28 protein-coding genes are annotated in these 24,690 nt (G+C 54.6%); 21 read left to right on the forward strand and 7 right to left on the reverse strand.

All coding sequences use genetic code 11. From position 1 onward, the window contains the following. The 9 genes from copZ (at window position 1) to alaS (ending at window position 9,062) form a co-directional block, all read left to right on the forward strand. Window positions 1-207, forward strand: a complete 207-nt coding sequence (gene copZ / locus AC4ED1_RS09525; RefSeq protein WP_490937973.1) for a copper chaperone CopZ — start codon at window positions 1-3, stop codon at window positions 205-207. Between the two features lie 150 nt (window positions 208-357). Beyond that, the gene (locus tag AC4ED1_RS09530; protein WP_490937975.1) at window positions 358-1,224 is read left to right on the forward strand and encodes an alpha/beta hydrolase; all 867 of its coding nucleotides are present in this window, start codon (window positions 358-360) and stop codon (window positions 1,222-1,224) included. Between the two features lie 378 nt (window positions 1,225-1,602). Beyond that, entirely contained in the window at window positions 1,603-2,610 is a 1,008-nt protein-coding gene (locus AC4ED1_RS09535; protein ID WP_490937977.1) for an outer membrane lipoprotein-sorting protein, read from the forward strand. Window positions 2,611-2,766: 156 nt separating this feature from the next. Then, window positions 2,767-3,912 carry an alanine racemase gene (alr, locus tag AC4ED1_RS09540; RefSeq protein ID WP_490937979.1) on the forward strand — a complete coding sequence of 382 codons (1,146 nt, stop codon included), beginning with the start codon at window positions 2,767-2,769 and terminating at the stop codon, window positions 3,910-3,912. Between the two features lie 91 nt (window positions 3,913-4,003). After that, window positions 4,004-4,255 carry a CopG family ribbon-helix-helix protein gene (locus AC4ED1_RS09545; RefSeq protein WP_490938138.1) on the forward strand — a complete coding sequence of 84 codons (252 nt, stop codon included), beginning with the start codon at window positions 4,004-4,006 and terminating at the stop codon, window positions 4,253-4,255. 3 nt (window positions 4,256-4,258) lie between these two features. Further along, window positions 4,259-4,609 carry a type II toxin-antitoxin system PemK/MazF family toxin gene (locus AC4ED1_RS09550; protein WP_490937981.1) on the forward strand — a complete coding sequence of 117 codons (351 nt, stop codon included), beginning with the start codon at window positions 4,259-4,261 and terminating at the stop codon, window positions 4,607-4,609. A 141-nt stretch (window positions 4,610-4,750) separates the two neighbouring features. Continuing rightward, the gene (locus tag AC4ED1_RS09555) at window positions 4,751-4,930 is read left to right on the forward strand and encodes a hypothetical protein (protein WP_490937983.1); all 180 of its coding nucleotides are present in this window, start codon (window positions 4,751-4,753) and stop codon (window positions 4,928-4,930) included. A 92-nt stretch (window positions 4,931-5,022) separates the two neighbouring features. Continuing rightward, the gene (locus AC4ED1_RS09560) at window positions 5,023-5,793 is read left to right on the forward strand and encodes an L-lactate permease (protein WP_490937985.1); all 771 of its coding nucleotides are present in this window, start codon (window positions 5,023-5,025) and stop codon (window positions 5,791-5,793) included. Between the two features lie 629 nt (window positions 5,794-6,422). Next, window positions 6,423-9,062, forward strand: a complete 2,640-nt coding sequence (alaS, locus tag AC4ED1_RS09565; protein WP_490937987.1) for an alanine--tRNA ligase — start codon at window positions 6,423-6,425, stop codon at window positions 9,060-9,062. 115 nt (window positions 9,063-9,177) lie between these two features. Here alaS and AC4ED1_RS09570 read toward each other — a convergent pair whose 3' ends face one another. Continuing rightward, window positions 9,178-9,660 carry an acyl-CoA thioesterase gene (locus AC4ED1_RS09570; protein WP_490937989.1) on the reverse strand — a complete coding sequence of 161 codons (483 nt, stop codon included), beginning with the start codon at window positions 9,658-9,660 and terminating at the stop codon, window positions 9,178-9,180. A gap of 137 nt (window positions 9,661-9,797) precedes the next feature. Between AC4ED1_RS09570 and AC4ED1_RS09575 the strand changes: the two genes are divergently transcribed. The 6 genes from AC4ED1_RS09575 to AC4ED1_RS09600 all read left to right on the forward strand — a co-directional run bounded on the left by AC4ED1_RS09575 (window position 9,798) and on the right by AC4ED1_RS09600 (window position 14,616). Beyond that, window positions 9,798-9,932: a hypothetical protein gene (locus AC4ED1_RS09575; RefSeq protein ID WP_490937991.1), complete on the forward strand. Its 135-nt coding sequence runs from the start codon at window positions 9,798-9,800 to the stop codon at window positions 9,930-9,932. 14 nt (window positions 9,933-9,946) lie between these two features. Then, window positions 9,947-10,363, forward strand: coding sequence for a sirohydrochlorin chelatase (locus tag AC4ED1_RS09580; protein WP_490937993.1), 417 nt, complete (start codon window positions 9,947-9,949; stop codon window positions 10,361-10,363). 415 nt (window positions 10,364-10,778) lie between these two features. Continuing rightward, the gene (gene codY / locus AC4ED1_RS09585; protein WP_490937995.1) at window positions 10,779-11,561 is read left to right on the forward strand and encodes a GTP-sensing pleiotropic transcriptional regulator CodY; all 783 of its coding nucleotides are present in this window, start codon (window positions 10,779-10,781) and stop codon (window positions 11,559-11,561) included. 102 nt (window positions 11,562-11,663) lie between these two features. Then, window positions 11,664-12,926: an adenosylhomocysteinase gene (locus AC4ED1_RS09590; RefSeq protein ID WP_490937997.1), complete on the forward strand. Its 1,263-nt coding sequence runs from the start codon at window positions 11,664-11,666 to the stop codon at window positions 12,924-12,926. Between the two features lie 98 nt (window positions 12,927-13,024). Next, entirely contained in the window at window positions 13,025-13,732 is a 708-nt protein-coding gene (locus AC4ED1_RS09595) for a gamma-glutamyl-gamma-aminobutyrate hydrolase family protein (RefSeq protein ID WP_490937999.1), read from the forward strand. A gap of 23 nt (window positions 13,733-13,755) precedes the next feature. Beyond that, the gene (locus AC4ED1_RS09600) at window positions 13,756-14,616 is read left to right on the forward strand and encodes a lipid II flippase family protein (protein ID WP_490938001.1); all 861 of its coding nucleotides are present in this window, start codon (window positions 13,756-13,758) and stop codon (window positions 14,614-14,616) included. 6 nt (window positions 14,617-14,622) lie between these two features. On the opposite strand, the gene AC4ED1_RS09605 is transcribed toward AC4ED1_RS09600, so the two are convergent. The 3 genes from AC4ED1_RS09605 to AC4ED1_RS09615 form a co-directional block, all read right to left on the reverse strand. Then, the gene (locus tag AC4ED1_RS09605; protein ID WP_490938003.1) at window positions 14,623-14,868 is read right to left on the reverse strand and encodes a DUF1450 domain-containing protein; all 246 of its coding nucleotides are present in this window, start codon (window positions 14,866-14,868) and stop codon (window positions 14,623-14,625) included. Between the two features lie 28 nt (window positions 14,869-14,896). Beyond that, window positions 14,897-15,499 carry a DedA family protein gene (locus tag AC4ED1_RS09610; protein WP_490938005.1) on the reverse strand — a complete coding sequence of 201 codons (603 nt, stop codon included), beginning with the start codon at window positions 15,497-15,499 and terminating at the stop codon, window positions 14,897-14,899. 146 nt (window positions 15,500-15,645) lie between these two features. Further along, the gene (locus tag AC4ED1_RS09615) at window positions 15,646-15,933 is read right to left on the reverse strand and encodes a DUF3055 domain-containing protein (RefSeq protein WP_490938006.1); all 288 of its coding nucleotides are present in this window, start codon (window positions 15,931-15,933) and stop codon (window positions 15,646-15,648) included. 333 nt (window positions 15,934-16,266) lie between these two features. On the opposite strand from AC4ED1_RS09615, the gene AC4ED1_RS09620 reads away from it, so the two are divergent. Further along, the gene (locus AC4ED1_RS09620) at window positions 16,267-18,471 is read left to right on the forward strand and encodes a Tex family protein (RefSeq protein ID WP_490938008.1); all 2,205 of its coding nucleotides are present in this window, start codon (window positions 16,267-16,269) and stop codon (window positions 18,469-18,471) included. A gap of 122 nt (window positions 18,472-18,593) precedes the next feature. On the opposite strand, the gene AC4ED1_RS09625 is transcribed toward AC4ED1_RS09620, so the two are convergent. The 3 genes from AC4ED1_RS09625 to AC4ED1_RS09635 all read right to left on the reverse strand — a co-directional run bounded on the left by AC4ED1_RS09625 (window position 18,594) and on the right by AC4ED1_RS09635 (window position 20,550). Continuing rightward, window positions 18,594-19,127 (reverse strand): methyl-accepting chemotaxis protein, encoded by a 534-nt coding sequence (locus tag AC4ED1_RS09625; RefSeq protein WP_490938009.1) that lies wholly within the window; start codon window positions 19,125-19,127, stop codon window positions 18,594-18,596. Then, window positions 19,128-20,213, reverse strand: coding sequence for a hypothetical protein (locus AC4ED1_RS09630; protein WP_490938011.1), 1,086 nt, complete (start codon window positions 20,211-20,213; stop codon window positions 19,128-19,130). It lies immediately after the preceding gene. 85 nt (window positions 20,214-20,298) lie between these two features. Continuing rightward, complete coding sequence (locus AC4ED1_RS09635; RefSeq protein ID WP_490938013.1) at window positions 20,299-20,550, reverse strand: hypothetical protein; 252 nt, start codon at window positions 20,548-20,550, stop codon at window positions 20,299-20,301. A 396-nt stretch (window positions 20,551-20,946) separates the two neighbouring features. Between AC4ED1_RS09635 and AC4ED1_RS09640 the strand changes: the two genes are divergently transcribed. From AC4ED1_RS09640 to rimI, 5 genes are read left to right on the forward strand one after another with little or no spacing between them, the layout of a single operon-like run. After that, window positions 20,947-21,822: a cation diffusion facilitator family transporter gene (locus AC4ED1_RS09640; RefSeq protein ID WP_490938015.1), complete on the forward strand. Its 876-nt coding sequence runs from the start codon at window positions 20,947-20,949 to the stop codon at window positions 21,820-21,822. A gap of 36 nt (window positions 21,823-21,858) precedes the next feature. Beyond that, entirely contained in the window at window positions 21,859-22,956 is a 1,098-nt protein-coding gene (thiL, locus tag AC4ED1_RS09645) for a thiamine-phosphate kinase (RefSeq protein ID WP_490938017.1), read from the forward strand. An 11-nt stretch (window positions 22,957-22,967) separates the two neighbouring features. Then, window positions 22,968-23,435, forward strand: coding sequence for a tRNA (adenosine(37)-N6)-threonylcarbamoyltransferase complex ATPase subunit type 1 TsaE (gene tsaE / locus AC4ED1_RS09650; RefSeq protein WP_490938019.1), 468 nt, complete (start codon window positions 22,968-22,970; stop codon window positions 23,433-23,435). Then, window positions 23,423-24,205, forward strand: coding sequence for a tRNA (adenosine(37)-N6)-threonylcarbamoyltransferase complex dimerization subunit type 1 TsaB (gene tsaB, locus AC4ED1_RS09655; RefSeq protein WP_490938021.1), 783 nt, complete (start codon window positions 23,423-23,425; stop codon window positions 24,203-24,205). Before tsaE ends, tsaB begins: the two co-directional genes overlap by 13 nt. Continuing rightward, entirely contained in the window at window positions 24,205-24,687 is a 483-nt protein-coding gene (gene rimI / locus AC4ED1_RS09660; protein ID WP_490938023.1) for a ribosomal protein S18-alanine N-acetyltransferase, read from the forward strand. The genes tsaB and rimI overlap by 1 nt, the downstream gene beginning before the upstream one ends. Window positions 24,688-24,690: the final 3 nt, after the last annotated feature.

Consider the following 24,690-nt stretch of genomic DNA (forward strand, 5'->3'; position numbering starts at 1 on the left):
ATGGCAACCGTTACACTGAATGTAAAAGGGATGTCTTGCGGTCATTGCGTGAAGGCGATCGAAGGGGCGCTTGCGGAACTGGATGGGGTGGAACGATCGCTCGTCGACCTGCAAGGGGGGACCGTAACCGTCGAGTACTGGGACGGAGCGGTTACTGTCGAGCAAATGAAAGAGGCGATTGAAGACGCCGGTTACGACGTGGTGTAAAATTCGGCGTCTTTACGAAAAACGGCCTGCTGCAAAGGTGCGTGTTAACTAAAAATTTCTTTTCTTTTCCAGTATTAAGGGCTCCGGCTGATGCTCATACTTACTGCGTGAGTTGTCCAAATCTCCAGCAGAAGGAGCCCGTTATTTTTTATGTTAATGAAAAGTTCTCTTTGGGATGTTGGACAGCGTTTTCGTCCCGATCATCAGATGGAGCTTTTCTATCGTTCCCTGGTTCCAACAAGTCCCCGGCTGATTCTTGTGTTGGTCCATGGCGCGGGGCAACACTCAGGACAGTTTTCCGAATTGGGAATCTATTGTTCCCAACGCGGCATCGCTTTCTATGCGTTGGATTTGCGGGGGTTCGGTCAGTCGCCGGGAAAACGCGGGCATGTGTCTTCCTTTAGTCAGTACCTGGATGATCTTGATCTGTTTATTGAGTATGTAAGAAAAAAGCATCCTGGAGAACCCGTTTTTTTATTGGGACACAGTCTCGGCGGAACGATTGTAATCCGTTACGGCCAGGAACGCCGGAGCTTTCTTCGGGGAGCGATTCTGTCAGCTCCGGCTTTAAGGCTCCGTTTCCGCATTCCGGTTTCCCTGTATTGTGCGGCGTATGTCATGTCCGGAATAAAACCGGAGCTTTGTGTGGATTTGCGTAAGTGGAGAACCGTCGCAACAAGGATTCCCTGCTTTAAATCCATTTTTGACGGTGAATTGGCAGAAGATGTTGATCCTTTGTCCACCAATCAATTTTCTGTTCGCTGGTTCACCGAACTCCTGGTTAACGGTCACCGGGCATTAAACAGGACAAAAAATTTCGGACTTTCCGTATTATGTCTCTGCGGTGCGGACGATACAATAATCGATCCGGCTTCCGTCCAAGAATTTTACGATTCTTTACAGGTGACGGATAAACAACTGATGCTGCTTCCCCGTATCAAACATCGGATCCTGCAGGATCACGGCAAGGAACTGATCTATCAACACATCGTCGACTGGTTGCAGGAACGCGTTTAGGAAAAGATGTCTTCGTCTCCGGCAACTGTCGGCCAGCGAAAAAAGACAGCGAAAAACCTGCCGCAAACGGCAGGTTTTTTAAATTTATGGCGAAGCGGTGACACCATCTGGAATGAGCAGGATGAACAGTACGAAGATGATCAGAAATACCACTGCCCAGCGAGTATAGTTGCCGAAAACACCGTACATGCAAATCCCTCCTTTCCGGATCCGTCAGTATAATACATGCAATTGACGGACAAAACGGCAGGGACAAACGCCCGAGAAAACGAAAATGGGCGGGATTGGGAAAAGCTGCCTTGTACTATTCCCGGGACTGGCCGAATATCTTGGAATCAGATGGACGGACAGCCGTTGGATGAAAAAAGGAGTGGTACTATGCGCAAATCGTTTGTTCTTTTCATGGTGACTGTCCTGGTGCTGAGCCTGGGGCTGGTCGCTTGCGGCAAACGGACGATGGAAAATGTGATGAAAGATCTCGAGGGAGTTCGCAAAGACCTGAAATCCTACAAAAGCAAAGCGATGATGTCGGTGCAAACGCCGTCTTCGTCCACGAAGTACTATATTGAGACTTGGTTCCAAGCCCCCAACTTCTACCGGATTGCGCTCGGCAACGAGCAGAGGGACATCAACCAGGTGATTGTCCGAAACGACGAGGGCATTTTTGTCGTCAATCCCCAGCTGAAAAAGAGCTTCCGGTTCCGGGGAGATTGGACGGAGAATCAGGGAGGGCACGTGTATTTGTATCATGCGATGATCGACAGAATCCTGAACGAGACCGACAAGCGATTTTCGACTCAAGAGGGCGTTGTCGTGATTGAGATGCGGATGACGCCGGAAAATCCGCTGATCACCAAACAGCAAATCGTCCTGGAAGACAGAAAACTCCACCCGAAAAAAATGGTGTTGCTCGGTAAAGAAGATCAGCAGATTGTCACGGTCGATTACGAGTCGTTTGAAACAGACGTAAACTTTAAAAAAGATGATTTTACGCCAGAGGCCGCGATGGCGCTTGGTACGGACAAAGGAGCGGTGTCGGTGACGGCGGGCAAGACCGATTTTGGCGTGATCGAACCCACCTATTTGCCAACAGGCATGACACTGAAGGAAATCAAAGAACAAGACGGCGCGATGTATCTGTTCTATCAGGATGCGGCGGGCAAGACGGTGACGATTGCGGAACGTCGTCCAGCCCCGGGAACGGCAGTGCTGCCGGAAGCCAAAGTGCAGGATCTGTTTGGGACACCCGCGGTTGTCACAGGAGCGGGAGACGTCAAAACCATGTACTGGACCTGCCGCGGGGTGGAATTTTCGATGACTTCCGCTTTACCGGTATCCGAAATGACAAGAATTGCCCAATCGACGATGGGAACAGTCGGCAAATGACCGAGTCCGGATCGCAAGACCGGAATCTTTCGGGGTGGGGGATCGCCCTTTTCCCGCGCCGCTGCGCCGACCGACAGTGCCGCCGACCGAGGGCTTGACGGATTCGGCGGGCGCTTGATAGGCTTAAAGAATAAAAGATTGGAGCGGGACGGCGACATGATTCGACCAACTTGGGCGGAAGTGAATCTGGATCACATCGCGCACAACATCCGGGAGTTTCGCAGGATTCTCCCGCCCCACACGCGAATCATGGCATCCGTCAAAGCGGACGGATACGGCCATGGCGCGGTGCGGGTCGCAAAACGCGCACTTGCGGCGGGATGCGACTACTTGGCCGTGGCCTGTGTGGAAGAAGGGATTGAACTGCGACATGCGGGAATCGAAGCGCCGATTCTCGTGTTGGGGTTCACGCCGCCTGCGGCGGCGGAAGAGGTGTTGCGCTGGAACTTGTCGCAGACGGTGTTTCAAACCGAGTTGGTGGATGCGCTCGCCAAAGCGGCCGTTGCTCTGGGGAAAACGGCGCACGTGCACGTAAAAGTGGATACCGGCATGGGGAGAATCGGGCTGCAGGCGGAGGAAGCGGCCGATTTCATCAGCGCGGTCCGAAACCGGGAAGGCATTGACCTGGAAGGTGTGTTTTCACACTTTGCCACGGCGGACGAAGCGAATAAAACTTACGCACAGGGGCAAATTGCCAGATGGAAGAAACTGCTGGCCGAACTCGAGAAACGGCGGATTCGGATTCCGTTCAGGCACATTGCAAACAGCGCAGCGGCGATCGAGTATCCCGATATGGCTTATGATATGGTAAGGATAGGCATATCGCTGTACGGTCTGTATCCATCAAAAGAAGTCAACCGTTCAAAGGTGCAGCTCCGGCAGGCGATCCGCTTTCTGTCCCACGTCGTTCATCTCAAAACATTGCCGCGCGGGGCCGGAGTGTCTTACGGAGCAACCAGAGTGCAGCGGGAACAAGCGGTGATCGCCACACTTCCCGTTGGGTATGGCGACGGATTTTCGCGGCTTTTGAGCGGGAAGGCTCAAGTTTTGATTCGGGGAAAACGGGCGCCGGTCATCGGTCGGATCTGTATGGACCAGTGTATGGTGGACGTCACCGATATCGAAGATGTGGAGCTTGGCGATGAGGCGGTTTTGTACGGCGGACAGGGAGAAGAGTTTATTTCGCTGGATGAAGTGGCCGACTGGATGGGAACCATTTCTTACGAAGTCGCCTGCGACCTTGGCAAAAGAGTTCCCAGAAAATACGTCTCTTCAGGGGAAATAAAGAATTCAGACTTTTGACATGAGGAGCGTCAGACGAGTATAATACCAAAGTGGGTACGATTAGGTATAGTGTCGGGGGTGCCGGATTTTGTCCAAGACAAAACGCATTATGATCAGTGTCCCAAATCATCTTCTTCAGGAAGTGGATGGTATTGTGGAACAAGAAAACTCGAACCGGAGTGAACTGATTCGGCAAGCGATGAGGCTGTATCTGAATGAACGGAAAAAACGGGACATCCGCGAGACCATGCAACGCGGATACATGGAAATGGCCAAGATTAATCTGAATCTTGCATCAGAAGCGTTTTTTGCGGAAGAGGAAGCGGACCACACATTAGATCGGCTCGTAAGCGGGGTGTAGCCCTTGAACGTCAAGCGTGGGGATGTGTTTTTTGCAGAATTGTCACCCGTGGTCGGTTCTGAACAGGGTGGGTTCCGCCCCGTGCTCATCCTTCAGAACGATATCGGCAACCGGTTCAGTCCGACCGTGATTGTGGCGGCCATTACCGCACAGATCCAAAAGGCAAAACTTCCCACGCATGTTGAGATTAAAGCGGAACCCAACGGACTGGAACGCGATTCGGTCATCCTTCTGGAACAGATCCGCACGATCGACAAACAGCGGTTGACCGATAAAATTACCCACCTGGACGATGAACTGATGGCCAGAGTCAATGACGCCCTGATGATTTCGCTCGGTTTGATCGAATTTTAATACGGTAGCAACGAAGCCCGTTGAGATGGGCTTATTTTATTTCACGACGAAGATCCTGCTATAGTATACATCTTATTTCGCCGGGAGGCAAAGGAAACCGTTGTGCCAGGAACGGTTGTGCCGGGCGCGGGAGGGACCTGTGTGACTGTTTTTTTCGCATTGAGTCCACTGATTTTGATATTGGCGCTGTTGCTGGTATTCAGGCGCGGGGCTGTTGAAACGAGTGTTGCGGGGGTGGGGGCGGAGATTGCCGGGGTTGATGTGGTCCGCTTGGGAGTGCTGAGCGCTCTTTTCGCGATTCCCATTCTGCTTTACTGGTAGTTTGCCGTGGCGGTTGTCTCTGGCGGTTGGAGACAGCCAGGCAGGTTGGCGACGTGTTGTTGGCAGCCGGACTCATGTCGGGTGGATTGTATTTGAGCAACCGGTTTGTTTCGGTAGAGTCGGCCTGTGTATTCGCGGGGCTTGTGGCGGGAACGGTTCTGAGTTTTGCCTGGAAGAACCGGCAAGCCCGTTTGCGGACGCCGGAAAAATCGCAGGTTTCGCTTAAAAAAGCGGTTTTCCCTTATGCCGTGTTCCTCGCATTGGTTGCGGCAACCCGGCTGCTCGGTGAAATTCCGCAAGTCGGCACTTGGTTCAAAAGCCATCCTTACATTTACAGTCCCGGCACGGCGCTGCTGTTGACCTGCGCGGCGGTCGTCCGGATGTTTCGCATGATGCTGCCGGAGGTGCTGCATAGCATCGCTGACATGTGGCGGCAGGTGCGGCCGGCGGCGCTTTCCACCATAGGATTTGTATTGACCGGAACCGTGATGAAAGACGCGCAAATGATCGCAATTGTCACGGAGTCCCTGAGGGATGCGGGGGCGACTTTTCCCGTACTGGCGCCGTTGGTGGGCGGATTGGGCGGTTGGGTCACCGGATCGAACGCTGCGGCGAACGCGATGTGGATGCATTTCCAGACCGGCATGGCCATGACGGTCGGGCTTCCGGCTGACTTGGCCGCGGCCGTGCAAAACACCTCGGCGGCCAACTTGACGATGGCCTCCCTGTCACGGGTCGCTCTCGGGGCTGCCGTGGCAGGCGTGAGCGGCCGCGAGGGGGAACTCTTGCGGCGGGTCGGACTGCTGGCGTTGGGGGTGTTGGGGATCGTGACGCTTATGGCGTTCGCGTATATGTACGGCTAAGGGGAGCGGTCTGGAAACTGTCTGCCCGACTGAACGATCCGCCTCTCTCGTCCCTCTTGTCCGCCTGACTGGTGTCCGTCCGATCCGATCAGTTGACGCAAAGACAAGGCACCGCTATAATGGGTGACGAAATCGTTACATCGACAACACGTTGCGGAAACGGAGTACGATACAGTCCACAGTCAGAGAGGGAACTCCGCGGCTGAAAGGGTTCCTCTGTGAAGGGTATCGGAAGCTACTTCCAAGTGCAGTCAATCCCTGCCGGTTTGTGCCCGTTACAGCACATGTGAGGGATCTGTCCGGGCCCTTTTCCGGGTCCCCCGTCAAGGTTCCGGGATTCTGGCAGATGATAGGGTCTCCGCCAAAGTATTCGGAAGCTGCGTCGAAGTGTGACGCCATATTGGTGGGTAAACCGTGACTTTGATGGGAGAGGGTAGGTAATCAGGGTGGTACCGCGAGAGTGAGGCCTTTCGTCCCTGTGGTGGACGAAAGGCTTTTTGGCGTCGTCGGATCCAAGCGTCGCCCGTACGGTGGATTCGACACTCTAGCGCATCGTACGTGTCGCATGGCGGAGGAAAACGTTCAGAGGTCACTCCGCTTAAAACGTCCGTGTTTTAAGGAGGATTTTGATGAAATCAGCAGAAATTCGCGAAAAGTTTCTCCGGTTTTTTGCATCGAAAGGGCATGAAATCGTGCCCAGCGCCAGTCTGGTGCCTTACAACGATCCGTCTTTGCTGTGGATCAACGCGGGAATGGCGCCGCTGAAAAAGTATTTTGACGGCAGCGAGATTCCGAGGAACCCACGGCTGACCAACTCCCAGAAATGCATCCGCACAAACGACATCGAAAATGTGGGCCGGACCGCTCGGCACCATACGTTTTTCGAAATGCTCGGCAACTTCTCGATTGGGGATTATTTCAAGCGGGAAGCGATTCATTGGGCGTGGGAGTTTCTGACTTCCAAAGAGTGGATCGGTTTCGACAAAGAGCGGCTGTATGTGACGGTTCATCACGAGGATGACGAGGCGTTCAAGATCTGGAACGAAGAGATCGGGATTCCGGCAAACAAAATCGCCCGCACAAAAGACGACAATTTTTGGGACATTGGCGAGGGACCCTGCGGACCGTGTTCCGAGATCTTTTACGACCGGTATCCGGATAAAGGGCAGCCGGAACAGTTCCATCCGGATTTGGACGGCGGCACCCGTTTCCTTGAAGTGTGGAATCTGGTGTTCTCCCAGTTTAACCACAATCCGGACGGAAGTTATACGGAGCTTCCAAAGAAAAATATCGACACCGGGGCCGGATTGGAGCGTTTTTGCTCGATTCTGCAAAACGGCGAGACCAACTTCGACACCGACTTGTTTCTCCCGATCATCGAAGAGACAAGCCGCCTGTCAGGCAAACCTTATCGTCAGAATGAAGAATGGGATGTTGCCTTCAAGGTGATCGCCGACCATGTGCGGACCGTGACGTTCTCCATCGGCGACGGAGCGCTTCCGTCCAACGAAGGCCGCGGTTACGTCATTCGCCGTTTGCTGCGCCGGGCCGTGCGGTTCGGGAAAACCCTCGGAATCGAAAAGCCGTTTTTGTATTCGCTGGTGAAAGTGGTCGGAGACATCATGGGCGTCTACTATCCGGAAGTGGTACAAAAACGGGAGTTTATCGAGCGTGTGATCAGAGCTGAAGAAGAGCGGTTCTCCGAAACTCTGCAGGAAGGCGAAAATCTCCTGGCTGAAGTGATCGACCGCGTCAAAGCGGAAGGCAAAACGATCATTCCGGGCGAAGACGTGTTCCGCCTGTACGATACGTACGGGTTTCCGATTGACTTGACAGAGGACATCGCGCTTGAAAACGGGTTGTCCGTAGACCGCGAAGGATTCGAAACAGCGCTGCAGGATCAACGGGAGCGTGCACGCGCCGCCCGTAAGGACGTATCTTCGATGCAGGTGCAAAACACGGTTTTTGAAGAACTCGGCGAGTTGGTTTCCGCTTTCGTCGGCTACACCAGACTGGCTTCTTCCGGCAAAGTGCTGGCGATGATCAAGGATGGTTCCATCGCAAAATCGGCGCAAGAGGGCGACGTTGTCGACATGATTCTCGATCACACCCCGTTTTACGCGGAGTCGGGCGGTCAGGTGGCGGATACGGGAATGATCTCGGTCGGCGAGAAAGCGCAACTGCAGGTGCTCGATGTGCAAAAGGCTCCAAACGGCTACCACGTTCACAAGGTCAAAGTGGTGTCCGGCGAAGTCGATGTGTTTGACACGGTCGAAGCGTCTGTCGATGTCGAAAAACGAGCCGACATCATCAAAAACCACACCGGTACCCATTTGTTGCACAAAGCGCTGCGCGAAGTACTGGGAGAACACGTGGCGCAGGCGGGCTCCCTCGTGGAAGCGGACCGTTTGCGTTTCGACTTCTCGCATCTGAGCGCGATGACACCGGAAGAGATTGCCCTTGTCGAACAGAAAGTCAACGAGCAGATCTGGGCCAACAACCCGGTCGAGATTCGGGAAATGCCGATCGAAGAGGCGAAGCGGCTGGGAGCGATGGCGCTGTTTGGCGAAAAATACGGCGATGTGGTGCGCGTGGTCAAGGCGGGCGATTATTCGATCGAGCTTTGTGGCGGCTGTCATGTCGGGCGTACCGGGGAAATTGGAATCTTCAAGATCGTTTCCGAATCGTCGATCGGTGCGGGAATCCGGCGGATCGAAGCGGTGACCGGGCGCGGCGCCTATGAATATCTGCGGCAGCAAACCAGGCTCCTGGAGGAAGTGGCGGGCAAACTGAAATCCAGCGTAAACGATATTCCGTTCCGGGTTGACGTGTTGCAGTCGAATATCAAGGAATTGACGAAGGAAATCGAGTCTTTGAAAGGAAAACTCGCTTCCTACGAAGTGAAGGCTTTGGCCGGGAAAGTCCAAAACGTGGAAGGCATTCCGTACATTGCGGCGGAGTTGTCCGGTCTTGATGCGGATGGCTTGCGGAATGTGGCGGAAGACCTCCGTAACCGGCTTGATTCCGGCGTGGTGGTGGTCGGGAGCACGAATGAGGACAAAGTGAACTTTGTTGCGGCAGTCACGAAAGACCTTGTGGCAAAAGGCTTGCAGGCCGGCAGGATTGTGAAGGAAGTTGCCGCAATCGCCGGCGGTGGTGGCGGCGGTCGGCCGGAACTGGCGCAAGCGGGCGGTCGTGACGCTTCCAAGCTGCCGGAGGCCATCGCCCAGGTTCCGGAAATCCTGAAAAGCCAGATCGCAAGCGTATAAGGGCACCCGTTACGACGGAACTGCCATTCCGGGCCGCCTCAACCGAAAGGGAGCGCCGCAAAACGCGGTGTGCTCTTTGTGTGAGGCGGCTTTTTTACATATCCGGTCAATCTTCTCAAAAGTCAAATCTCTCGCGCCGCCGCTTGCGGTGCGCTGCCCGTTCTTTCGCCAATTCATACTGGTATTTTTCTTCTTCCGTTTCCGGTTCGATCGGGGGAACCGCGACCGGGTGGCCTTTCGCGTCGACGGCGACCAGCGTCAAGAAGGAAACTCCGGTCACCCGCCGCTCTCCTGTTGCAATGTTCTCTCCTTCAATGGTCACCATCACTTCAATGGAGGTGCGACCGGTCCAGGTGACGGAAGCCCGGAGGATGATCACTTCGCCGACCCGGATGGGAGACAGGAAGTCCAGACTGTCAAACGATGCGGTGACAACCGGTTGCCCGCAATGGCGTGCCGCAGCAATCGCCGCTATGCGGTCGACGTAAGACATCACTTCTCCGCCGAAAATCGTGCCGTGGGTGTTGGCCTGCGCGGGAAGGATGATATCGGTCATCTCAGTTCGCGATTCGGAAGGTTTCTTGGGTTTTAAAGACATGGTATCCGCTCCTCTCGCTGTCTTATACCAACAGTGTACACGAAACGGCAAAGAATCCCTAATGTTACGACCGTTTATAGTTCTCAGACGCGGGGGTCTTCGTTACAATGGAGGTAAGGATCGAAGGAGTGAAACAAATGAACGCAACGGCGGTGTGGGTCGCCGGACACATTTCCGAGGCGGTCGGACTGCGTTCTACACGGCGATTGGCGAGGCTGTCGCGGGAGTTGGCACGGCCTTTGAGACGGCAATGGTCCGTTGTTTGTGAATAAGCGGGGAAGCGGATTTGCGTATTCTGATCATGAAGCGGGAGGGTGTGGAGATGGAAGGAATCCTGCTGATCGGGCACGGTTCTCTGCTGGAGAACGCCGCTGACGGCTTGTATCGGGTCGCGAAGGAGATACGCTTGCGTAAAGGCTTTGCAGTGGTGGAAGTCGCTTTTCTCGATCTCACGCCGCCGGATATACCGACAGCAATTTTGACCTGCGTAAAAAAAGGGGTTACGACCTTGAACGTGATTCCTTACTTCCTGTCGGACGGTTTTCTGGTTCGGAAGGCGGAATCGATCGTGCGGGAAGAGGTGTCCAATTATCGCGGCATGGCGATGCGTTTTGCGGAACCGATCGGGTTTGACCCGCGGATTGTCCAGGTGCTGAAGGATCGGATCAGGGAAAGCTTGGCGGCGGAGGAGACGACGGAATGAAAAAATTTGGCGAGAAAGGCCTTTGCAGTCCATTGGCACAGAAGGACAGGTGCAATCAAGCGCAAACCCGAGGGCAACCCCCTCTTTTTTCTTTGGCTGCGGACTGTCGCACGGTCACGGTGTAGCAGAAATTTGGAAAGAGCGAGAAGTTGTAAGCGGATTGCAAATTGGCTATAATGAGAGATTGTGAGCGAAAGACGATCATTCATCTTGAAATTTGGGAATAATTTGCATACTATAAGGTTATTATCGAAATCTGGCGACATGTGTCGGAAATGTTATATTTGATCATTCTTTTTTAACATTTTGTGAAGTTTTGAAGATTCGAAGAAAAAAGGTTGAAATTTTTTTCTTGTTGGAATACTTTATATATGGTTATGGAAATTTAAAAATTAGGAAAAGCAGGTGACCTACATTGCCTCTTTTGGAAAAAATCCAGAAATTCAACCGCCTTTTGCAAAAATCCGCTTTGCAAGGTGTGGACTTTAAAGAGTTGGCGAAGCTTCTCAGCGAAATGATCAGCGCCAACGTTTACATCGTGGCGAAAAGCGGTAAAATCTTGGGATACGGACTTGCCGAATACGAATTGACCCTCGAATGGAATCAGATCATGAACGTTGAGAAACGGTTCCCGGGTGACTTTAACGAAACATTGCTGAAATTTGACGAAACCGTCAAGAATTTGCAGAATAAGGAACCGCTGTACGTGTTCTCGGAAGAAGAGAACGAAGTGTTTAAGAAGAAGAACATCACGATCGTGCCGATTCGTGCCGGCGGTCAACGTCTGGGTACCCTGTTGCTCGCCCGTCTGAACAAACAGTTCGACAACGACGACCTGATCTTGGCCGAATACGGGGCGACCGTTGTCGGAATTGAGATCATGCGGGCCCAGCAGGAAGAAATCCAACTGCAGGCCCGTAATCGCGCGATTGTGGCGATGGCTCTCGAATCTCTGTCTTTCTCCGAACAGGAAGCGATTCATCACATTTTCCAGGAACTTGAAGGAAGCGAAGGGCTTCTGGTTGCGAGCAAAGTCGCCGACCGCGTCGGCATCACCCGATCCGTGATCGTCAACGCGATTCGCAAACTTGAATCGGCCGGCGTGATCGAATCCCGTTCGCTGGGGATGAAAGGCACTTACATCAAAGTTTTGAATCCGCTGTTCCTTGAACAGCTCGAAAAACTGCACAGCCGTTAAGCCGCGGCGGCAGCCGTCCGTGGAGCTTTTGTTGGGCGCTCCAACGGACGGCTTATTTTGTGGTATGATAAAAACGGAATTTGAATGAAAAAGGTGATGAATATGTCGGTCACGGCAGCCCGATCGCAAATTCGCGACCTGAAGCTGGCGCCGCAGGGCAAGTTGAAAATCGACTGGGCCGCTGCCCATATGCCGCTGTTGAACAGCATCAAGAACCAGTTTGAAAAAGAAAAGCCGTTTCAAGGCAAGAAGGTGACCATCTGCCTTCACCTCGAAGCCAAAACCGCCTATCTCGCAAAGGTGATCCAAGCCGGGGGGGCGGAAGTGGCAGTTGCCGCATCCAATCCTTTGTCGACGCAGGATGATGTCGTGGCCGCTTTGGTCGATGGCGGAATTTACGCATATGCTTGGTATGGAGCGACCCCGGAGGAATACAAACGACATATTGATCTGGCACTGGATTTCCGACCGGACGCGATTATCGACGACGGGGGCGATTTGGTGTCGACCCTGCATCATGAGCGTTTTGAACAAACCAGAAGCATCATCGGGGGATGTGAGGAAACGACCACCGGCATTCTTCGCCTGCGGGCGATGGAGAAAGAAGGGAAGCTTCAGTTCCCGATGATGGCCGTCAACGACGCGTACTGCAAATACCTGTTCGACAACCGGTACGGGACGGGACAATCCGTGTGGGACGGCATCATGCGCACGACAAACCTGGTCGTCTCCGGCAAGACTGTGGTTGTGGCTGGTTACGGCTGGTGCGGCAAGGGGGTCGCCATGCGGGCGAAAGGGCTCGGCGCGAAAGTGATCGTCACCGAAGTCGATCCGATCAAAGCGGTGGAAGCGGTGATGGACGGATTCGAAGTGATGCCGATGATTGATGCGGTCCGCGTCGGGGATATTTGCGTGACCGTCACCGGCAACAAGGATTGCATCACGGCCGAACATTTTTACGTGATGAAGGATGGTGCCGTGCTTTGCAACGCGGGTCACTTTGACGTGGAGATCAACAGACAGGATCTGAACGCCTTGGCGAAGACCGTTCGGAAGGTCCGCCACAACATCGAAGAATTCACGTTTGCTGACGGACGCAAAGTGTATCTTTTGGCGGAGGGACGTCTTGTGAATCTGGCGGCGGGAGACGGACATCCGGTTGAGGTGATGGACATGACGTTTGCCCTGCAGGCACTGTCGCTGCGTCATGTCGTGGAAAAAAGGTCGGAGCTGCAGCCGAAAGTTTATCCGGTGCCGAGTCATCTCGACCAATCTGTGGCTGAGCTTCGTTTAAAGACCTGGGGTATTGAGATCGATGAATTGACCGAAGACCAGAAACGCTACCTCGCCAGTTGGACGGAGTAGCGGAGGCAAGTCAGCTTTTTGCCACATAGGATAGATACGCGGAAACTGCAGCGCGATTCATGCTCCCATGGCAGGCTGCCTTTTGGAGGTATCGGTCCATGTGCAAGCTGATTGGAGTAACAAGCTCCGTTTACACATTGCGCTCGGGTGTCGAGGGAGTTTTTGTCGGGGACGATTACACGGCCGCTATCGCCAAGGCTGGCGGGCTCCCTGTGGTTTTGCCGATGGTGACGGAAGAAGACCTGATTCTTGCGATGGCACAACGGTTGGATGGACTTCTGTTAACCGGGGGAGTCGATTTGGACCCCTCTTATTACGGGGAGGAGCCGATTTGCCAACTGGGTGAAGTTTCCCCCGCCCGGGACGAGATGGAATGGAAATTAACCGGAGAGTTCCTGCGGCGCGACAAGCCGATTTTTGCCATCTGCCGGGGGATGCAGGTGCTGAATGCGGCGGCGGGCGGAAAGCTGTATCAGGATCTGGCCGCGCAAAAGCGCAAAGTGCTGCAGCACATGCAGCATGCTCCGCGTTGGCACGCCTCGCACGAAGTGGTGATTGCGGCCGGCACGAAACTGGCGGAGATCTTGCAGGTGGAACGGATACGGGTCAACAGTTTTCACCATCAGGCGGTAAGAACGGTCGCTCCCGGCTTTGTCGCGTCCGCGATCGCCCAAGACGGCGTGGTGGAAGCGATTGAGAGTTTGCGGCACCGCTTTGCGGTGGGTGTGCAATGGCACCCGGAAAACATGTGGCGGCGGCATCCGGTTTTTTGTAACTTGTTTCAAACGTTTGTCGATATGTGCTAAGAGTCTTGACGGGTTGTTGGGATGTGAATCGGTTGGAGTGGCTGGAAAGCATCACGGGCGGTCAGATCGGGGCGGGTTATCTGCTGTTTATCTTTTTGATGATCGCCTTCACGAATTTTTTCGATACGACCGCGTATGCGGCGCGGTTGGCGGGGGTCCGCACCAGGCAGCTCGCCATTGCGAATTCCCTGTTTGCCATGCTGACATTCGGATCGCGGATGACGACTTTTTTCTATCTGACGCCGATTGGAGCGCTGACTGACAGATCGGTCAGCCAAGGTTTCGATCCTCTGGCTGCGCTGCAGTTTGTTCTGCTGGGGGCGGCGGTTGGAACGGCCTTTGCCATCGCGCTGCTGCCGGCCACGGACAAGTTCTACGAATTGGGAATCAACCGGATGGAGCGGCAGGGAACGGCGATGCGCGTGTTTCAATCGCTGTTTTTCACCAGGCAGGGGTTACGGGAACTGGCCCGATGCTGGCGTTGGCCGAAGTGGAGCATGTGGAAGGGAATCAGCCTGCAGGGTGTGCCGAAGGACATGATCGTGATGAACGCGATCCTGTATGCGTTTTTTACGGTTGGATCGATTGCCGCGTACTACGCGGGCTCGCTGGAACCCGAATACAAAGGGACCGCCATCAGTTTCTCGCCCGCCATCAACGCGATCGCGGCGTTTCTGCTGTTGTTTCTGGTCGATCCGCGGGGAGCCATCATTATGGACCAGGGGATTCATCGCAAGATCGACATGGGTGTCGTCAAGTCTTCGATGGTCTGTCTGGCGCTCAGCCGCCTTGCGGGTACCGTCCTTTCACTGCTGGTGCTGTATCCGGGCGCGAAGCTGGTCGCCTGGCTGGCGAAGCTGTTCCATCAGATTTTTGTGAGTTAACCCCCGTCATGCGATGGGGGTTTTGATCATCTCACGCACTTTGCCCAACAGTTCGTCCGGGGTCGGGGCGGAAATGATCGCTTTTTCGTCGATTAAGACAAAGGGTCTTTTGAAACATTCGGAACAGTTGCCAAGACATCCCCAACGGTTTTGCTCGATCTGCGGAAATTCTTTTCGTACCGTATCGTATATCAACTGCGATCCGTTGTTTTGCAAATTGCAAAGACAATATTCGATTTTCTTGAGTGTCACCCCATGCATCCTCCCAGATGAAGAAAACTCATTTGATTGTGTGTCGTCGCAACAAAAACCACACACCCGCCCCCGCCCCGGCAGCCAGCATCATGACCAGCAGGAACCGGCTGACTTGCGACAGGATTACGGTTGCGTGTTTACCAAACCAGACTCCGATCCCAACCCAAACCGCGCACCAAACCGCAAACCCGACCAACGACATCAACAGGAACGTCGGCCATGCCATACCGCCGATTCCCGCAAAATAACTGGATACGGTGCGGACACCCGGCAGAAAGCGGCCGATCACCAGCACCCAGATGCCGTAGCGTTCGGATAATTTGGCGGTGAAGCGGACATGATCGGGTTTGAGCAGCAGAAAACGGCCGAATTTTTGCAGGAAACCAATGCCGTATGTCTTACCGACGGCAAAGGCGAGAATCGAACCGGACCAACAACCGGCCGTGCACCAGAACACGGCTTGTGCATAGGAGAAATGGCCGTTCGAGATCAAATACCCGTAGAATGCCATAACGGCGTCTCCGGGAAAAGGAATGCCGAGTCCCTCCAACAGAAGAGCCACACCCATGCCGGGATACCCCGCATGGTGCACCCATGTCAGGAAGGTCTGCCAAAGCGTTGCCAACATGTCCGGTTCCTCCCTCAGATTTTACCACACTAGTACAAAGTACATCACGTCTGTCCGATCTATGCCCCGAAAAAAAGTACCGGGCATCCCAAAAACAAACCCCCCGGAAATCCGGGGGGTTGTTGGACGCAGATCGGTTGCGCGGATCAGTATTGTTCGGTACGAACGGAATTCGCAAGAGGTACCTTCAGAAAATTCGAAAGATGTTGTGCGTCTTCAGGAGTCAAATTGAACCATTTTGCCAGGTAATCGACATTTTCGATGTCGTCACTGTCCAGGAGTGCGCTTCGATTGGACTGAAGGCACGTGACAATCGTCTTTCCGTAAAAGTGTTCGGAATTCGTCAGCGTGAAATCAAAGCGCGTCCCCCCGGTGATGAACCCGATATGACGGGTGCGGGTGGTTTCCACTTCATCGAACAAAATTTCATCCATTCGAATCGCCTCCCTTGTCTGCAGATTGCAAACCACGCCGTTAGGCGGGTGATTTTGTATGATCTAATCATATCTCATTTGATCCAAAAAATAAAGATCCATTTTTAAAATAAACGAAAAAGATTTTGTCGTTTTCTGTCTGATAGGACAAAATATTAAGGTTTTGTTGCGGTTATATGAAGATTGTGTGAATAAATTTGACTTGTTTTTTATTGATCCACTTCAAACGGATAGCCGGGTGTGTCCGGGTTGACTGGCGATACATGTGTAGGGCAACCTCTCGAATGCGTCTCTGGCAAGTGGTACAATGAAAAACGGGAACGGAGGGATACGATGGCTTTGGTGACACCTGATTTTGCGCAATTGATCGGGGAGGAATTGCAGCTTCGCAGAAAACAGGTCGAAACGGCGATCGGTTTGCTGGACGAAGGCAACACGATCCCGTTTATCGCCCGTTACCGGAAGGAGATGACGGGGGAGTTGGACGAGAACCGGCTCCGCGCCATCCAGGAACGGCTGGAATCGCTGCGGAATTTGCACGCGCGGCGGGAAGAAGTGTTTCGGCTGATTGGCGAACAGGGGAAAATGACCCCCGAAATCGAAGCCGCCATCCGGCAGGCGAAGAACATGACGGAGCTGGAGGACATCTACCGCCCGTACCGCCCAAAGCGGAAAACAAGAGCGTCCGTGGCGCGAGATAAGGGGTTGGAACCGCTTGCCGAGTGGTTGGTGCAAGACGGCAAAGAGGACGTTCTGCTGCGGGCGGCGCAATACATATCGGAAGAAAATGGGGTTTCATCCGCGGAAGAAGCTCTGCGGGGAGCGTTGGACATCTTTGCGGAAGAAGTGGCGGACGACGCCGAAAACCGGAAATTCATCCGGGAATTGACTTTGAAGCGGGGGACGCTGGTCAGCAAGGCGGCGGACCCCGGCGCCGAGTCGGTTTATGAGGCGTATTACGAATTTGAGGAGCCGCTCGGCAAGGTTCCGTCGCATCGGATTCTGGCCATGAACCGCGGGGAGCGGGAAGGGTTTTTAAAGATCTCGGTCAAGGCGCCGGTGGAAGAAATCCTGGACGGTTTGCAAAAACGGGCTCTGCCAAAGAATGGGGAGGGTGCCAACGCGCCGGTGGCGCAAACGGAGGCGATGCCCTATTTGGTTGAAACGATTCAGGACGCTTACAAACGGTTGATCGCGCCAGCGGTCGAGCGGGAAGTTCGGGCGATCTTGACCGAACAGGCGGAGGAGCAAGCGATTCGAGTATTTTCCGGCAATCTTCGGCAGCTTTTGCTGCAACCCCCGGTTCGCGGCAAAAAGGTGATGGGCGTGGACCCCGCATACCGCACGGGATGCAAACTGGCGGTTGTCGATGAAACGGGAAAAGTCCTGGATATCGCCGTCGCCTATCCGACTCCGCCGCAAAACAAGGTGGAGGATGCCAAAAAAATCTTTGCGGGTTTGATCGAAAAACACGGCGTGGACGTTATCGCCATCGGCAACGGCACCGCATCGCGGGAAACCGAGCAGTTTGTCGCGGATTTGCTGAAAGAAATGCCGCGGAAAATCGTTTACGTAATCGTCTCCGAAGCGGGCGCCAGCGTCTATTCCGCGTCGAAACTCGCGGGCGAGGAATTTCCGGAGCTGGATGCGGCGGAACGAAGCGCGATTTCGATCGCGAGACGCTTGCAGGACCCGTTGGCGGAATTGGTGAAAATCGACCCGAAATCGGTCGGCGTCGGGCAGTACCAGCATGATGTGTCGCAAAAGCGGATAGAGGAACAGTTGGCCCGTGTGGTGGAATCGGTGGTCAACTCGGTCGGCGTTGACCTGAACACCGCCTCGCCGTCGCTGCTCGCTTACGTATCGGGGCTTTCCGCGCCGGTGGCGAAAGGGATTGTCGCCTACAGGGAGAAAAACGGCAAATTCAAAACCCGCCATCAACTGTCCGACGTACCGCGGCTCGGACCGAAAACCTTCGAGCAGGCGGCCGGTTTTTTGCGGATACCGGACGGCGACTATCCCCTCGACAACACTCCGATTCACCCGGAATCGTACCGGGCGGCCGAATCGCTGCTGCAAAAATTGGGTTTTACAGTTGGGGACGTCAACGATCCAGAACGGCGAGGAGCGTTGAAACGGTCCCTGAATATGATCGATGTCAGCAAAATGGCGGAAGAATTGGGAATCGGGGTGCCCACCCTGCGGGATATTGCCGAGGCGCTTTTGAAGCCGGGCCGCGACCCGCGGGAAGAACTGCCGCCGCCGGTGTTCCGGACCGACGTGTTGAAACTGGAGGATCTGGCCGAAGGCATGGTGTTAAAAGGTACGGTCCGGAATGTGGTGGATTTTGGGGCGTTTGTCGACATCGGTTTGAAAAACGACGGACTCGTGCATATTTCCGAATTGTCGGACCGCTATGTGCGTCACCCGATGGATGTCGTGGCGGTGGGGGATATCGTTAACGTCCGGGTCAAAAACGTCGATCTGAAAAAAGGACGGGTCGGTCTTTCGATGAAAGGGCTGCAGCAATCGAATTGAATCGCGGGGCTGCCTGGGGTGGCAGGCACGTGTTTTTTGCGAACTGCGTTTTAGCGAATCGGGAACGGTCGCATAATCGTTCTCCAGCCGGAGAGTGCCGGACGGTGAAAGTGGCTTTCGGATCAGTTGGTCGAGAGTTTGAACTTGCCCATTAAACGCCGCAAATTTAAAACCACCAGCGAACTTTGTCCGGAATCGTAATGGACATCCTGTATCATTTGCACCATCTGTTCCGTCACGTCCGGGTGAGTGGCGGAGGCTTGCGACATCGAGGTGAGAACTTCTTTTACCGCCTCGACGTAATCGGCTCCTTTTTCCACCTGTTCGCTGCCGTTTCGGATCGCTTCTTGAACTTGGCGGGAATCGGTCTCGATTTCTTCCAGGGTCCGGCTGATCTCTTCCGTGGATGCCGTGGTTTGCTCTGCCAATTTCCGGATCTCTTCTGCCACCACCGCAAATCCCCGTCCGGCTTCCCCGGCTCCGGCGGCTTCAATCGTTGCGTTCAGCGCCAGCAGGTTTGTTTGTTTGGCCACGTTGTTGATCGTGTCGACGATACGGCTGATTTTCTCTGAATGCTCAACGAAGGCGTTGGGCAGTTCCGGGGCGTGATGGACGTGGTCCACGATGTCTCTCATTTTTTCGCTGATGCTTTCCACTTATCCCTGCGCCTCAAGGAGCTGTTTTTGTGATAATTGTTCCATCGAGCGAAGCGTTTCGCCGACCTGCTCCGTCTGTCTCATCGCCTGCTGCACATCCGCCAACTGGCAGTGCATTCCTTCCAGCATGTCGTTCATGCTTCTGATGACAAGCGAGGAGTTTTGTTCGACAAGGACCGTCTTTTCCCGCGGCGAACTGTTTGTGTGTTCCACATCCAGTGCCGCGGTTTTGACTTTGCTGATCAGTCCGTCCAGACTATCGATCAAGTTGTTGGCCCAACGGCCCAATTTCCCCGTTTCGTCGTTGGTCAGCATCGCGTTGTCCAAACGGATTGTAAGATCCCCACCGCCTTCCGCGATGCGGCGGATAATGCGCGTCATATGCGCCAAGCGGGAGGCGATGGGAGAGATTGCGCGTCGATAAAAGATGAACATTGCCACCACACCGTACAGTGCTTCCATAACCCCGACCAGCCAGTTCGGGAAAAAGCCGGTTGCGGCCAGGAGCAGATGCAGGGCGATTCCCAGAAAGGTCAAGACCGTAAAGTATTTGCCGAGAGTCCAGTTGATGGACCTGCGCCTGTACACTTCTTCGAGGTCGGCTTCGCACATCATGCCCCAGACATCGGGGGAACCGGGCAACTGAAACGTCACCCCTTTGCCGATGACCGGGATATGGCGATAGTCGGAATAACCGGGAAAACGAACGAACAGGTTGGAGCCTTTTTTGATCGTGTTCATGACTCCGGGGTGCAGTTCGTTGGTGGCCGGGTCTGTAAACCGGATTTCGAATTCCGTGTGGTTTTGGATTTTGACGACTCCCCAATGTTTGGTGTGGACACCGTCTTTTAGGTTTTCGCCGAGGGTGAATGTGCGATCCTCAAAACGGCTGCGGGACAAAGCGATGCCTGGCTGGATGTCCGGATCGAAGTTGGACTTGGCCATAAACAGGTAGTTGTCCCCGGAGTCGCGGTAAACGTGTCCCGCTTTCCGCTGAATCAAGCCGCCCAACACGTCGTTCGGGATACGACCGACCAATATGTGGCTGAGTTTGTTTTGCCGGTGAACGGGTTGCAGAAAAAACAAGGTCACTTCATCGTGGAGGTGCGCGGACCGATCTCTAACGTCATTCGATCTGTCGCAGGTCCGTAGAGAAGCCGTTTGTCAGTTTTTATGACATGTCGGATGACGCGCCCGATGCCGTTGTTGCTTGCCCGGGCATAGGAAGCGCCCTCGTGATTCCCGTATGTAGATGCGTAGACTTCTCGGGTGTCACCAAAAAGAATTCGGTAAAGAAAACGGCTTTTTGCAGCCGGATTGCCAGGTGGCGGCGCCATTCCTCCGGGGGAATACGTTCGATTTCCATCGCCGCGTTTTCCATGTGGGACCATTGTTCATTGGACCAGTCTTTCAGCAATTCCACCCGGGTCCGGCGATTCCCTCAAATGTTTCTTCAACCGATTGTACGATTTTTCGGTTGAGTTGGCAGGACCACTAAGGAAATACAACAAATTATGTCATAAATAATTTCTTAATACATGGCATGTGCGCTGTGCCGAATCATGTAAGCCTGTATGCGGCTTTAAAGCTTTGATTATAATAAAAACCTCAAGCCAGCGGGGATTGAGAAACGGAATTCCGCCGGTCGCCGTCGGGCGGGGAGGCGCCAATCGACAGAACCGTTCTTTTTGTTTTTTGTCGCATGCAACTTATTTTCCCCCGCTCTACATTTCTGGTCCGAGGAAACAATGTTTCCGTAGACCCACATCGGCTTCGTTTAGTAATATGGCTTTACGAGTAATTGCTGGAGGTTTTCGGTTTGGAACGGTACGACGAGATCAAAATGGGCGAAAAAGGGGCCTGGGTGAGCATTGCCGCTTATTTGGCCCTTGCTGCGGCAAAAATCATCGTGGGATTTGTCACCCGCTCCCAGGCGCTGATTGCGGACGGGGTGAACAATACAACGGACATCATCGCGTCGGTGGCGGTGCTGATCGGTCTCAGAGTGTCCCGGAAACCGCCGGATGAAGATCATCCTTACGGACATTTTCGGGCGGAAACGGTTGCTTCGCTGATCGCTTCGTTTATTATGGTCGCCGCCGGGATTCAAGTGCTGCTGCAAGCGGTCCGCTCTTTGATCGCCGGGAAGGTCGAACCGCCCGACTTGACGGCTGCGTGGACCGCCTTGTTTTGTTCGCTCGTCATGTTTCTCGTGTATCGTTTCAATCTGAATTTAGCAAAAAAAACCAACAGCCAGGCGGTAAGCGCGGCGGCAAAAGACAACCGTTCCGACGCGTTGGTCAGCGTCGGAGCTGCCGCCGGCATTTTCGGTTCCCGGTACGGCCTTCCGTGGCTGGACCCTTTGGCGGCCACCGTTGTGGGAATCATGATCGTTAAAACCGGTTGGGATATTTTTTGGGAGGCTTCCCACCATCTTACGGACGGATTCGACCAAGAGCGGCTTGCCGATTTGCGGCGGACGGCCGAAGCGGTCGCCGGCGTGGAGGCGGTGAAAGACATGAAAGCGCGTGTCCACGGCAACAGCCTGCTGGTCGATGTCGTCGTCCTGGTCGATCCCCGGCTAAGCGTTGTGGAAAGCCATGACATAGCCGAGCAAATCGAGCAAAGATTGATGCGGGAGCACAATATCATCAATGTCCACGTCCACATCGAACCGCTGGAACCGGAAGGTTAGCGCGTTCTTGTTGTTGACGGCGCGGCGCATGGCGAAATGGCAATCGAAAAAGCTTCAAAGTTGCCCGGCCTTTCCGCGGAGGGTTATAATGAAAAAATGAAGGAATCGGAAGGGGCGACGGGCGTGCATTTGCGGGACATCGGGGAGTTTGGATTGATTGACCGGCTGCGGGCCAAATTGCCCGCCGCGGATCAAACGGTGGTTGTGGGCATCGGGGACGACGCCGCCGTTTTGTCTTATGATTCCGCGTGCCATGTTGTGATGACGGCCGATATGCTCGTTGAGGGAGTGCATTTCCGGTCCGACACGATCGATTTTCGTTCCCTCGGCTGGAAGTCGATGGCCGCCTCGCTGTCCGATATCGCGGCGATGGGGGGAATTCCCCGCCACGCTGTGGTCACGTTGGCCATTCCCCCTTCTTACGAGGTCGAAAAATTGGAACATTTGTATGAGGGAATCGCGGAAATCTGCACCGAATACCGTACTCATGTGATCGGCGGGGACATCGTAAAAACCGGCGGGCCGCTGGTGATTTCTGTCACTGTCAACGGCGAGGTGGAAAAGGGAAAGGTGCTGCTCCGTTCGGGAGCGCGGCCGGGAGATCTTGTGTTTGTGACGGGCTCGCTCGGAGGCTCGGCCGCCGGGCTTGCGTTTTTGTCCAGCGGGTGCAAGTGTCTGGTGCCGCCCGACGAACAACTGGAGTTGGCGAGATTTCATCAACGGCCCGTTCCGCAGGTGCGGGCGGGGCGTATTTTGGCTGAGAGCGGAGGCTGTACCTCCTGCAACGATATATCGGACGGGTTGGCCAGTGAACTGCATGAGATTGCGGCGGCGAGCGGAGTCGGGATCAGAATCGAAGAGAGCAGGCTCCCGATCGCTCCGGCGGTGGCCAATTTTTCCAGGATCAACGGGGATAGCGCCACCGATTGGGCGTTATACGGAGGCGAAGACTACCAGTTGGTGGGCACGCTTGACCCGTTGGCGTACGAAGCTGTCGTTACCGCGTGCCATCTCAACGGCATCCGGGTGACGTTGATCGGACGCGTAACACCGGGAACGGGCGTATTGTTGGACAAGGCGACAGGCGGGGAGACTCCATTGCCTGCCCGCGGCTACAATCATTTTGCGGAATAGGGGGCCTTGACGTGTTCCGGAGGACGACACATACGCCGGAAGAAACCCGATTCATCGCCGAACAGCTTGCGCGTCTGCTGCAACCGGGGGACGTTCTCGCATTGTCCGGCGATCTGGGGGCGGGGAAGACCACCTTCACGCAGGGACTGGCAAAAGGGCTAGGCGTGGAGGAACCGGTCAATTCCCCGACCTTTACGCTGATACGGGAATATGACGGACGAATTCCGCTTTATCATATGGATGTGTACCGGCTTGGGGAACAGGCGGGCTCCGAGGGTCTCGGGATTGAGGAATATCTGTACGGGGACGGCGTCTCCGTGATTGAATGGGCGGAATCTATCGCATTCCTGCTGCCGGAAGAACTGTTGCAAGTGACGATCCGCAAGACGGGAGATTCGCAGCGGCTGATCGAAATTGCGGGTCGGGGACCGCGCTTTGCCGGTTTGCTTGAGGAGTTGAACCAAACATGCCGTATTTAGCGGTGGACACCGCCACCCAGACGCTGACTGTCGCAATCGGGGAAAAAGACCGGTTGTTGGCGGAAGCTTCGGTGGTGGTAAAGAAAAATCATTCCAACCGTCTGATGCCGATGGTCGAATGCCTGCTTGAGAGCGCCGATCTGACGCCGGACCGGTTGAAAGGCATTGTCGCCGGGCATGGACCCGGCTCGTATACGGGAGTAAGAATCGGCGTCACCACAGGGAAAATGTTGGCGTGGGCCCTGCAAATCCCGCTTGTCGGGGTATCGAGCCTGAACGGACTGGCCCTTCATTACAAAGCGTCTGATCTGCTGGTATGTCCGCTGTTTGACGCGAGAAGGCGGCAAGCTTATTGCGCGTTGTATGAACGGCAAAATACCGGGGTGGGAAGCGGCAAGGCGGATTTTGTCAAAATTGAACCGGACGCGCTGCGGAAGTTGGAAGCTTTTTTCCCGGTGATCGAGCGGCGGCTTGCGGAACGGGCCGCCGATGGCAGGGTGCCGCAAGTGATGTTTCTGGGCGATGGAGCGGACAACAACCGGGACCTGATCGTCGGGCGGTTTGGAGAACGGGCGCTTTTTCCAGAAAGCGGCCAGCCAAAACTGGTCCGCGCCGCCCATTTGCTGGAGGAAGGGATTGCACGCATCGAGGCGGGCGAGGTGGCCGAAGCGGAACGGTTCGTCCCGGAATATCTCCAGCTAGTGGAGGCGGAAGCGAAACTTTTGACGCTGCGGGATACAGCCGATGTACGCGAGAAGGACGGTGCGTGATGGGCGGGGTTACGTATCGCCGGATGCAGTTGTCGGATATCGACCGGATTTTGGAGATCGAACAGCAATCCTTTTCGGCGCCCTGGTCGCGAGCGGCCTTTGAAGGGGAACTGACGCGCAACCATTTTGCGAAATATATCGTCGCGGAAATCGAGCGGCGTATCGTCGCGTATGCGGGAATGTGGGTGATCATCGACGAAGCCCATATCACCAATATCGCCATCGACCCGGCGTACCGGGGCCGGAAATTGGGGGAAAATCTGCTGCGGCGGATGATGGCGCTTGCCGTAGAGAACGGTGCCTCCCGCATGACTTTGGAAGTGCGGGTGTCAAACAAGCCGGCGCAGAATCTCTATCAAAAACTCGGTTTCCAAAGCCACGGGATTCGCAAAGGGTATTATTCGGACAATCAGGAAGATGCCGTGATTATGTGGGCGGAGTTGGACCCTGATCAGCATCGGCTGGACGGAATGGAAGGATAAATT

It is taken from the genome of Effusibacillus sp. SKA8 (assembly GCF_058273125.1).